The organism is Ilumatobacteraceae bacterium (genome assembly GCA_033344875.1).
In the GTDB taxonomy this organism is placed as follows: Bacteria; Actinomycetota; Acidimicrobiia; order Acidimicrobiales; family Ilumatobacteraceae; genus Ilumatobacter.
Genome location: JAWPMO010000001.1, coordinates 301,798 through 313,323, shown reverse-complemented (window position 1 = coordinate 313,323; position 11,526 = coordinate 301,798). Strand labels below are relative to the sequence as shown.

Below are 11,526 nucleotides of genomic sequence, written 5' to 3'. Positions count from 1 at the left end.
ACCTTGACCGCCCGCGTCGGCGGCGCGCACGATGGATTCGCGGTTCGGGCACACGCTGCCGCCGCGCACGCTCAATCGACGAGGGGCTGAGGGGAGACGGTATGCCGTCATTCCAGACTCGGGCGGAACCGATGGCGCACACGTCCGTGCGCTTCCCCAAGTCCCTGATCAAGCGAGCCCGCATCCGAGCCGCGATCGACGAGATCAGCCTCCAGGACCTACTCGCGTGCGCACTCGAAGCAGAGCTCGACCGCCGCGAGAAGGCCGAAGCAAGGAAGGCGGCACGGGCGAAGTAGCGCCGGCGGGCGCGAGAATCGTGCTCCACACCGGAGACATGCCTCCCGCGACCCGCGCTCGTGACACGCGCCGCTCAAATCCATCAGCTATTCGGCGCAGGCTCGCCGAACGGGAAGACGTCCCACGACACGACTCCTCTTCCGATCAGTACGTACTGGGAGAGCGCAATCGTCTCGCGCCCAGCAATGTCAGGTTAATTTGATTGCCGTGTCCAGTCGGCCGAGCAAACACGTCCTGGCGAGAGCGTACAAACGCCACGGAAGCGTCGCCGGTGTAGCCACCGAGCTCGGTGTGGCCTTCGAGACCGCTCGGCAATGGCTACTCGATGCGGACGTTGCGCTTCGTGCGCGCGGCCGGCCCAGCCCCAGGGCCGACACCGCATCAGTCGACGAGATCGTCGAGCGGTATCGGAAGGGCGAGAGCTTCGCCATGATTGGCTCGGCGTTGGACGTGAGTCCCAATACCGTTCGGAACCGGCTCCTCAAGGTTGGCGAACCGATCCGTCCGCGGCCCGGCTCGACCCGATAGCTCGCAGATTCGCAGCGTTTCGGTCAGCCAAGATTCGGGGAATAGCGACGACACATCGGGGCACGCTGGAGCCAGTCGGTCCGGTTCGAGGAACAGTGTCCTGCCGCAGCGGAGCGTGATCAGCAGCTCCTGAGCCAGGTCCGCCCGGCGCTCGCGAGGCCATCCCGAACCGCATCAACCGCTTGACATCATCGGCTTCTTCGGCGTCGGCCTCCGCTTCGGCCTCGGCCTGTGAGCCAGGACTGGCTCGACCGTGGGCACTCCGGCTACGTCGGTCGGTAATGAACGAGCACCAGCGGCGGCGCCGCCCCGTGGTGATCCGCCCAGGCCACTTCGTGTCCTACCATCGGGCGCCGTGAAGGGACGGCTCGAACTCACCTGGACGAACAAGCATCAGGCGTTGCTAACGACGGAGGACGGTGGCTACGAGTGGGTCGCGCCCACCGACCATCGAGTCTCCGAGGTCCGCCTTCTGCACAGCGTCGACTCTGTCGGTTCGGTCCCGTCCGACCGCGCCAGCTCGAATCTGCTCATCCGCGGCGACGCGCTGCACGGCCTGCGCGCACTCAACGAGCTGCCCGAGTTCGCGGAGACGTACGTCGGGAAGGTGCGGCTCGCGTACATCGACCCTCCCTTCAACACAGGTCAGGCGTTCGCCCAGTACGACGATGCGCTCGAGCACTCGGTGTGGCTCACGATGATCCGGGATCGGCTAGCGCAGATCCGGCCGCTTCTCGCTCAGGACGGATCGGTCTGGGTGCATCTCGACGACACGGAGGTGCACCGGGCCCGCTCAGTACTTGATGAGTTGTTCGGCGCAGGTTCGCACATCGCGTCGATCGTGTGGGAGAAGGACAAGGGCCGCCGAAACGACACGGACGTATCCACGGTTCATGACACGATCCTTGTGTACGCCGTCGAACCCGATCAGTGGGCCGCGAGCCGCAACCTGCTGCCGCGGACCGACGCTCAGAACGCCCGCTACCAGAACCCAGACGACGACCCGCGTGGGCCATGGCTGCAGGGCGCTGATGGTACCGCTAAGAGTGGTTCGGGATCGGCCAGGTTCCCGGTCACGCTGCCATCGGGCCGAGTGGTAACACCCCCCAAGGGCAACTACTGGAGGTTCTCCGAGAGAAAGCTCGCGGAAGCGCGAGCGGAAGGCCGCGTCTGGTTCGGACGAGATGGCGACCGAATGCCAATCATCAAGCGGTACCTGACCGATGTCCAACAGGGCCTCGTGCCGCGAACCTGGTGGACCGCCGACGAGGTGGGCACTAATCAGGCCGCCAAGCGTGACCATCTACGACGCATGTTCCCGGATCTCGAACCGTTCGCGACGCCGAAGCCCGAACAACTGATGCAGCGAATCATCCACATCGCTACGAGCCCGGGCGACATCGTGCTCGATTGCTTCGCCGGATCTGGTACCACGGCGGCGGTCTCGCATAAGTTGGGGAGGCGGTGGGTGACAATCGAGTCATCTGCTGAGACCGTCGCTAACTACACGATCCCACGGTTGAAAAAGGTCATCCGGGGTGAAGACGACGGGGGAATCTCAACCGTTCGAGTCGCAGCGACAGAGATCCCCGACGACGTGACGTTCGCTGATTGCAAGGCAGCCGCGACCACACTGGAGTCGCTTCGAAAGGCCGATGTGCTCGACGTGGACGACGTCTCGGTCAGGACCGTCGTCAAGGCGTTGCGGGCCGCGGGGAGGAGCAAGTCGGAGGTCGTCTGGGCTGGCGGTGGTGGTTTCGTCGTACTCGACATCGGGCCGTCGATGTTCGAAGAGATCGATGGACGGGTGTATCTAGCTGACTGGGCTGCAAACGGCGCACTCGCAGAGGCAACGGCCGCACAGCTCAAGTACGCCTACGAACTCGACCCGCCCTTCTGCGGGCGCAAGGGCAGATCGCGGCTCGCCGTGATCGACGGACTCGTCAACGAGTCCGTCGTCAGGCTGCTCCTCGATGCCCTACACCCGATCGAGAAGTTGTGTGTTGCGAGTACAGCACTCGACCCCGCCGTTCAGACCGTGCTCCGGGAGTTGCGCCCGGGTTCCGTTGCCCGCAAGGTTCCGGACTCGTTGCTTGACGAGTACCGCCAGTCCAGACGTTCTCAATTGCAGCTGGCGTCGGTGTTGGACGGCATGCGCGCCGAGGAGCGGGCATCTTGACTGACCTGCAGATCGACGTCGACCGAATCGAGGAGGTCGCCGCCCGGCTGGACCTCCGCCAGCCGAACCGTGAAGCCCTCGAGTCCGTCGTGTTCGAACACGCCCGTTGGTTCGACGTCGAGCAGCGACCGGCGACGTTCGAGTGCGTCGTCGACTCGGCAACTGGCGTGGGCAAGACCTACATCATCGCCGGGCTGATCGAATACTTCGCCGCCGCTCGCGCCACCCGCAACTTCGCAGTCATCTGCCCGAACCGGACAATCCTCACGAAGACCATCGCGAACTTCACACCCGGAAACGCCAAGAGCATCGCCGGCGCCATGGAATCGCGGCCGGCGATCATCACCGCCGACAACTTCAACACGCCGGCGACCCGGGCTCTGCTCGACGACGACACCGTCACGAAACTCCACGTGTTCACCGTGCAGTCGCTCACGAAGCCAACGACGAAGCAGGGCCGCAAGACCCATACGTTCCAGGAGGGGCTCGGAGCCGGCTTCTACGAACACCTGGCAGAGCTTGAGGACCTGGTAGTGCTCGCCGACGAGCATCACACCTACTTCGGTAAGGCGTTCTCGCGGGCGATTGCCGACCTGACCCCGCACATGATGGTCGGACTCACCGCCACGCCCGACAAGAAGACACCCGACGACCAGATCGTCTACCGGTACCCGCTCGCAGCTGCGATCGCCGATGGGTACGTCAAGGCACCCGTGATCGTCGGGCGCCGCGACGATCGACGGGACGACCTGACCAAACTCACCGACGGCGTCACGATGCTGGGCTACAAGGCCGACTTCCTCGACGCGTACACGACCGAGAATGACCTGCCTGCCGTCAACCCGGTGATGCTCGTCATCGCCGGCGACACGGACGAGGCAAACGAGTTCCGGAAGATCCTCGAATCCTCTTCATTCGAGGGTGGCAAATGGCTTGGTTCGATCCTGACCATTCACTCGAAGCTGAAGGGGTCCGAGCTCGAAACTGCCCTCGAAGACCTGGCGAAGATCGAGGCACCCGACTCGCCGGTGCGGATCGTGATCAGCGTCGGGATGCTGAAGGAGGGTTGGGATGCGAAGAACGTCTACGTGATTGCCTCGATGCGCGCATCGGTCTCGGTGGTCCTCACGGAGCAGACGCTCGGCCGAGGACTGCGCCTCCCGTTCGGCAAGCTGACCGGCAACGAGATGCTCGACACGCTTGAGGTCCTCGCGCACGAACGGTACGAGGACCTGCTCAAGGCCAAAGGTGTCCTCAACGAGAAGTTCGTGGACCATCGCACCCGCGCAGTACTGCGGCAGAACTCGTCAGGCCAGACAGTCGTTGTGTCAGAAAACACTGAGGTCGGGGCCAGCGTCGTCGATCTTCCTGTACCCACCTCGAGCGGGCAGGTTGAGCCGATCGAACACCCTGGGCGACCAGCCGTTGCATCAGTCGAGGATCGCACCGAGCAAGTAACGGCAGCGTCCGAAGACCTCGTGCTGTTCACCGAGTACGGACCCAACGCAGACTTGCCCGCCATCAGCGTCCCACGCCTGGCTATGTCGCGCGTCGAAGCACGCTTCTCGCTCGCCGACATCGTCGACCTTGATCCATTTCGCGAACTCGGCCGTCGCCTCGCCGCCCAGCCCGAGCAAGAGTTCACGCGAACCAAGGTCACGGCTCAAGTCGTCACCTCGCTCGACGGCCTTCGACGGACCCAAATGGTCACCGTCTCCGCCGCCGACACGTTGCTGGCATCCACGCAGCGCCTTCCGCTCGGCACACTGCGAGAGCAGCTCACTGACGCGATCCTGGCTGCACCTGTGGTGCCGGCACGTGCTGCGGAGGCGCGCTCTGTCGGCCCGATCATCGACGCATTCCTCGACGGGCTCGGCGCAGACGCAGAGGAACTGCTGTCCGCATACGGCGGCCGAGCTGCTGGCCGGCTGGTGGAACTCGTCACCAACGAGCACCGCAAGCATCTCGCCGCCCCGAGCTATGAGACCGTGGTTGAGCACACCCCAATCTTCGGGACCCGCAAGTCCAAACGGCGGGTCAGTCTCGACCCGCACGAACCGTTCTCGAGGTCGGTGGCCTACAACAGTCGGCAGAGGTCCATGTACGCAGTGGACTGGTTCGACTCGTCGACCGAGCGAGCAGTAGCGAACCTCGTTGACGACTCGCCTGACGTGCTGTGCTGGGTACGGCTTCTCACAGGAGACATGCCGGTGCTGTGGCGCTCCGACAATCGCGAGTACAACGCAGATCTCGTCGTGGTCGAGAAGTCCCAAGACCGGTGGGTGGTTGAGGTCAAGGCTGACCGCGACATGAACAACGACGAAGTCAAGGCGAAGCGCAAGGCGGCGAAGCGTTGGGCCAACTACGTCAATGCCGACTCGTTGACGGAGGGGAAGTGGCACTACCTCCTGGTGTCCGAGCAGGACGTCGCCGACGCCGCAATGTCGTGGTCGGCCCTCAAGAAGCTGGGCGCCTGAGTTCCGGAGGTCTCAGGGAAGCGTCGTCGTGGATGTCGGCGGCTCGACGAGCTTGCTGAGCGCGGGTCCCCAGTCTTCGAGGATCTGGTCGGTCTTCCAGTCGATGAACCAGTCGAAGCCGAGAGCGAAGGCAGCCGGAGTCATGAGGACGAGCACCACCATCAGCCGACTCGACCACAGCATCGCCTGGTGCACGATGCCGATGTCGTCGAAGCCGCCGAACGTGTCGAACAGCCACAGCGAGGCGAACACAGCTCCTGCCGCCACGAGCACCCAAATCCCGACCATGTAGTTCATCATGCCGGAGGGGTGTCGCGCAATTGCGTCGGCTGATTGTGTGGCCATTCGTCGCGGCGCGAACTGCCCGGGCCTGCAGCCCTGTCTAGCTGGTGTTCTTCACTGATTCGACCACCGAGAATGAGGCTAGCTCGGAAGACCTGAGCACGTTCGCTCCCACAGGCGAGCACGATCTCACCTGAAGGCCATGCTGCCCCCCTAACGCCGGGGCGAGGCTGCGCCGTGGCCACTCCTCAGCTGCCCCGACGGCCGTGGTTCGGGATCGTTTCGTGATCACGAACGCATCCAGACGGGCAGAAGGCCGGATCGACCGACGTGACAGTCACGCAGCCTCGCGACCGTCCACCGAGTCCCGTCAGCACCACCGATTCCGAACTCTCCAGCGATCCTTGTGCAGCGATGCTGCGGGGATCGCATTCCGCCGTCACGTCGGCGTCACGTGCGTCCAAGATGTTCGGCGTACTAGCCGTTGCCTGGGTCGAGCGCGGCCCGCGCCATGAGTGCGTAGTAGTCGTCGGCTTGCGCATATCGGTCGACAATGGCGAGCAGGTGCTCGTTTCCTCTGAGCGCGTCGGCCAGCCGCGGTTCGTTGGGAATATCTGCGAGCCAAGCCGCCGACCGGTCCTTAAGCGCATCAGTCGCCACCGTTGCGACGAGTTCACTGAGCAGCGGCAAGCCGACGTCGCGTAGCCAGTCCGCATCTGCCGTGAACATGAATGATCCCAATGCACCTGTGCACTTTCCACAGCCAGCCGCAGTCTCACACCACTCAACCAATGACGCTTCAACCGCTCGTGGATCGACCCAGTTTGCGCTCGCCTCGTTCCAGGCGTCGGGCTGTGACATCGAATAGGCGTCTACGAAGACACTGGGGACGAGTTCCGCGTGCGCATCCGTCCAGCGATCGTCGTGCAACAGCACACGATGCAGACGCGAGACCACCCGGGGCCAGATCTCTCCGAGCACGGGACGTAGGGTCGGATCGTCCCCAGCAACCTGTCGAAATCCTTGAAGTGCCTGCGCCTGGTAGCTCGGCGCGAGCTGTTCGATGTATCCCCCGACGAGTTCCACCCGGCCGCGGCGCACCAGTGAGAACAACACCTGACCCATCCGAGGAAAGTGATTTCCATCTGTGTGCGCTGACCGACCGAGCTCGCGAAATGCCTCCGAGTGGAGCGGAAGTCCGCGCTCGAGGACATCATCCAGGTTCACGTGCGTGCAGAACTCGAGCGTGGTAGCGGCGAGCGCCAGCGGTGCCAGGAGGATGTCCGGCTGGATGTACCGGGTGGTCTCGAGCGCGTGCCCGTCACCGACTGATCCGTGATCATCGAATGCTCGCTCGATCGGTCGCGCGATCTCACCTATCGAACGGTCGAGGATCGTGTGACACAACTCCTTGACGATGAGATTCGGACACGCGTCCGCGTCGCCATCGCAAGGGTTCTGCCACAACGACGCATTTTGGGCGAACATGATCCACAGGATTTCGGCCCCAGCACGGTCAGCGACGTTGCGCGCTACGACCTCTGCTTGAGCGAGAACCCGGTCATGCTCGAAACCACAGGTCCCACGCAACGCTGAAGCCCTGATCGGGGGAATGGCACTCGCCAACGCCGCAATGGGGCGCCACATGTCGCCGAGGCCTTGCTCCTCGTCCGACGGGTCCGCCTGCGCCGTCAGAGGAAAACCGACGATCTCTGAAACCGCCCATCGCAAGTCGTCGACCGTCAGCTCGGCCTCGCCAAAGACTGCGGCCCGCACCACCGCCGCTGCAGTGTTGATCCGGGCGGCTCCCCAGAGGTTCCCGGACGAGGCCTCGGATCGGCAGCGGGCGACATCGGCCGCGAGTTCATCCGCCGGCAGTTCAGATGAGGATCGGTACACGTAGCGCATCGCGATGGAATCAGCTTCGTTTGACTCAGTGCCAGCCTGCAGCGCCGCAATCGCGTCCGCGAGGTCATCCGGTGCCTCCATCACAACCGTTCGGGTGCCATCAACAACCTCAACCCGCATCGCGCTAGGACGGAAGCTCCACGCCCACATCCTGACGACGGGGTCCTCCGGGCTACCAGCTTCGAGCGCGGCGGAGACCGCTTCAAGCCTCGCGCTCAGTAGCTCATCGTTGCGCAGGACCGCCGCGGCGGACAGCTGGGGCATCAACGCGGTGATCGGGATCTGCCTCCGCTCCTCGTTCGCCACCTCGTTCGTGTCCAGAATCCCGAAGCCGATCGTCTCCTGGCCCAATCGGGCGATCTCAAGGTGCCAAACATCGGTCTGACTCGCGAAGGCGAGGAGTGCGTCACTAGGGGAATCGACGTCCAGATGGCGTACGCAGAGGCCAAAACACAGCCCGACAAGCGGCAGGCTGCTCGTCTCGCGGAGAACGAACTCTGTGACCTCGTCGACGGTTCGGCCGGTCGCGATGAGTTGATCCGCAAAGCGTTCGGTCGCAAGGAGGAGGCTCACCGCCGAAGCCGGGCTCGCAAGCCCACCTCGGTACCACATCCACGCATCGACTCCGCCGACGAGGCTGGCTTCACCGCGTCCGGGCAACTCGAGAGATGTCGTTTCGGGTTCATGATCAGACTCTTCGGGCCAACGACGCGCGGCGAATCCTCTCTCGCATGCGGCGTCGAGGATGCGACTCACGAGCGCCATTGCCTCCGGCGGCCGGACACGGAGCAGTCGCGGAAGCGGCGTGTGGAGCGCACCGAAGCGCGGCCCCATTCCGCGGTATGGAGAGCGCAGCGCTTCGATCGACCAGCCTGCGCGCACGACGTAATACGACTCCGAGAGTTCGATAAGTAGATCGGGCTGACCTTCGGCAAGAGCGAATCCGGTGCGAAAGCTTCGGAAGATCGCATCAAGGTGATTCGGCCGTTCGGCCACGGTCCGACGAAGAATCCCCGCTGCCTCTGGTGTCAGGTCCACGCCGCACATCGCGATGTCGTTCAGCCACTCGGCAACGTCGTGGTCTGACGGATAGCCCCCCGGCGGCCTCCCAACCAGGAATCTGCAGGCGCGTTGCCTGGCCGGTGACGTCGTGGTGGGCGCATGAATCGCGGCAGCCTCGAGCCACGCCCGTAACACGGGGCGGGCGTGGGGATTGTCCGAGTGGTTGTCGAGCAGTGCGTCGATCAGCCCCGCCATACCGAGAGGTGCGTCGCTCATCAGCGAGTTGGACGTGCGACTCGCTGTGGACAGGAAGCGTTCGAGCATTCCGCCCGTTGCGAGCTGGTCGAGTAGCGCGGTCCAGTCGGACGATGACCCCCCGAGGGACGACATCGCTTCGAAGGGGACCTCGCCCCATCGAACCTGGTTGGTTCGCGCAGCGATCCGTTCGAACGAGGCCACGAGGGAGCGGACTGACTCAGGATCTGCGTTGAGTCGAAGTTGGCAGGCAATCGATGCTGCGCGCATCGCAGGTCGAATAGCCGAGTACTCTCCGAGCGCTTCAGGGTCACTGGCGACGAGCCCAGCGACCGCCGCGTCGCGCCACAGATCGTCAGAGAATGCGAGTCGATTCTCCCAACTGTTGTTGCGTCCGGCCAGAACCCCGCTACCGCGTAGATCTTCGACCGCTACAGGGTCAATGTCGCCGAGGTCGTCGCCCAACTCGGCCCGGGCGAGCCCGTTGGCTGCGTCAAGTCGTGCCTGCCGACCAGCACCCGGGAAGTCGATGTAGCGGTGTCGGAGTAGATCAACGAGATGGCCCTCGTTCTTGATGGGCACGTCGGGTTCGATCAGGAGCCACGCCTGCAGGAGCCCGGGACGACGAGCGAGCCAGGCTCCAACGGGCAGAGACATCAGGGCCTGTGCGTTGGGCAGCATGTCGCGAACGGAATCGAGATCGTCGAGAGCTAAGGGTGCCACCTCGAACTGCGACGTGGAGACGCCGCTTGCCGCCAGGGCCTGGCGGATGTCCGAATACGCATCAGATCGACTGATGATCACGACGCAGCAACCCGCTTCGATCGCCTGCGAGACGAGTGCCTGCATCAATTCCGGCCCAACCGACTGAATGACTTCAGCACCATCGAGTGCTACGACGGGCGGCAGGCTGTCACCAGGCGCTGCGATCGCTGTTGGGAAGTTGTCTCCGAGCAACGACTCGAAATCCGACACCGAATTCTGATGCCGTCGGAGGTCCAGTGCGAAGATGTCCCGGTCGCGTCGCATCTGCCGGAGGACGGTCGAAGTCAGGTGCGACTTGCCCACGTCGGGCTGCCCGACAACCACCAGGGCTGTTCCCGCCGAGAGGCCTTCGATCGCCTCCGTGAGCTCAGTTTGGGCGCGCTGACGTCGGATCCGAAAGGTGTCTCCCCCGGGTTCGGTCAAGCCTCGATCTGCGACGCGCAGGACGCCATCTGAGATGGCGGCCAGGCGACGGCGTGTCGCATCTGTTGCGTCGGCGTGAGCCTCGGTGAGGGTCACGCAGACGAGCGCCAACTCGTTGTGCACATCGTCGATCGCATCGAGGATGCGCGCCGCGTAGGTCGAGAGCAACTCGTCCCCTGCGAGGACGTCCACGACGAGAAGGAAGAAGACGGTCTCGGCGGCCAGTTGGGCGTCAGCGTCGGACATCGGGTTGGTCTCGTCATATGTCGAGGTCCGCCAGACCTCGCGAAGAGTCCCTCCGTGCTGGCGGACCTGGGCCGGATCGGCGGATAGGAGCGCTGCGTGGACCTCGGGTTGTTGCGTCCACCTCCACAGCAGGTCCAGATCGAGGTACCCCTGTGCCCGTCGAAGCCGGCCATCGCTCCGCTTGACGACCTCGGCCCAAGTGTTGCCGGCGAGCTGCCGTCGGCATTCGCGGCGCTTTAGCGCGTCGCGGAGTTTGCCGCTGATGCTCGCAAATGCGTTCGTGGCTGCGAACTCGGCTGCAATCGAGATTGGGTCGATCGGCACGACTCCAGTGTTGTCGATCCCCGCCCTCTCAAAAACACAAAAGGCCAAGGTTGAGGGCTCTGCCCATCCGCCGTCAACGGCACACATACTGAGCGACTTCACTGTCCCATAACGCCGGGCCGGTGACGCCTTTCAGACCGGTCACAACTCGCCTGAGGCAGTAGATCGCACAAGTGCGCCAAGCGCCGTACAAACATGATCAAAAACACTTGTGGTCGGGTGAGGGTTTTTGATTGTGTCGTGGTGCCGGGTCGGTGCACCCACATATCGGGGAAGTCGGTCCCACGTGCCGACCCGGCGACGCCCACTCAAGCCAGATCGGAGATCCTGATGGATCACAGCACGCTCGCCGTCGAGCTTCTCTCCCGTCCGTCGTTCGAAGTCACCCCCTGGGTCGATCCCGTCTGCGAGGGTGGGTTGCCCACCGACTCCGACGAGGCGCTCGTGCTGTTGTGTCCGGTGCTCGGGCCGTCCGCGACGCTCATCCTGCACCGCCTTGCCCGCTACGCCACGGCCGGGCCCACCGTGTGGGAACCCGGGCCGTTCGCCGCCACGTTCGGTCTCGGGGTCGGCAATCGAGCGGCGAAGGCGGTGTCGAGGTTGGGGCGGTTCGGGTTCGCCCTGATCGGTTCGAGCGGAATTGCCGTACGGACGTCGGTCCCGCAGTTGCCGGTTCGGTGGTTGGAGCGGTTGCCCGACTACTTGCGCGACGACCTTCCGCTGGCAGCATGACCACTCGGCTCGACTACCCGACTCGGTCGGGCTACCGCCCGCTCGCTCCGCCGTCCCACTGCCCGACCCGGTCGGGTAGTGATGGGCACCGTGCCGGTACGGATCGGT

6 protein-coding genes are annotated in these 11,526 nt (G+C 64.2%); 4 read left to right on the top strand and 2 right to left on the bottom strand.

Annotated elements, in window-relative coordinates:
* Nucleotides 1-131 precede the first annotated feature (131 nt).
* From R8G01_01440 to R8G01_01430, 3 genes are all read left to right on the top strand, one after another.
* Entirely contained in the window at nucleotides 132-296 is a 165-nt protein-coding gene (locus tag R8G01_01440; GenBank protein ID MDW3212632.1) for a hypothetical protein, read from the top strand.
* An 884-nt stretch (nucleotides 297-1,180) separates the two neighbouring features.
* Nucleotides 1,181-3,004: a site-specific DNA-methyltransferase gene (locus tag R8G01_01435; protein MDW3212631.1), complete on the top strand. Its 1,824-nt coding sequence runs from the start codon at nucleotides 1,181-1,183 to the stop codon at nucleotides 3,002-3,004.
* A gap of 89 nt (nucleotides 3,005-3,093) precedes the next feature.
* Nucleotides 3,094-5,481: a DEAD/DEAH box helicase family protein gene (locus R8G01_01430; GenBank protein MDW3212630.1), complete on the top strand. Its 2,388-nt coding sequence runs from the start codon at nucleotides 3,094-3,096 to the stop codon at nucleotides 5,479-5,481.
* Nucleotides 5,482-5,493: 12 nt separating this feature from the next.
* On the opposite strand, the gene R8G01_01425 is transcribed toward R8G01_01430, so the two are convergent.
* Together R8G01_01425 and R8G01_01420 are read right to left on the bottom strand one after the other, a co-directional pair.
* Nucleotides 5,494-5,769 carry a hypothetical protein gene (locus R8G01_01425; protein MDW3212629.1) on the bottom strand — a complete coding sequence of 92 codons (276 nt, stop codon included), beginning with the start codon at nucleotides 5,767-5,769 and terminating at the stop codon, nucleotides 5,494-5,496.
* Nucleotides 5,770-6,240: 471 nt separating this feature from the next.
* Nucleotides 6,241-10,686 (bottom strand): hypothetical protein, encoded by a 4,446-nt coding sequence (locus R8G01_01420; GenBank protein ID MDW3212628.1) that lies wholly within the window; start codon nucleotides 10,684-10,686, stop codon nucleotides 6,241-6,243.
* 330 nt (nucleotides 10,687-11,016) lie between these two features.
* Between R8G01_01420 and R8G01_01415 the strand changes: the two genes are divergently transcribed.
* On the top strand, nucleotides 11,017-11,418 hold the full coding sequence (locus tag R8G01_01415) for a hypothetical protein (GenBank protein MDW3212627.1): 402 nt from the start codon (nucleotides 11,017-11,019) through the stop codon (nucleotides 11,416-11,418).
* The last annotated feature ends 108 nt before the right edge of the window (nucleotides 11,419-11,526 follow it).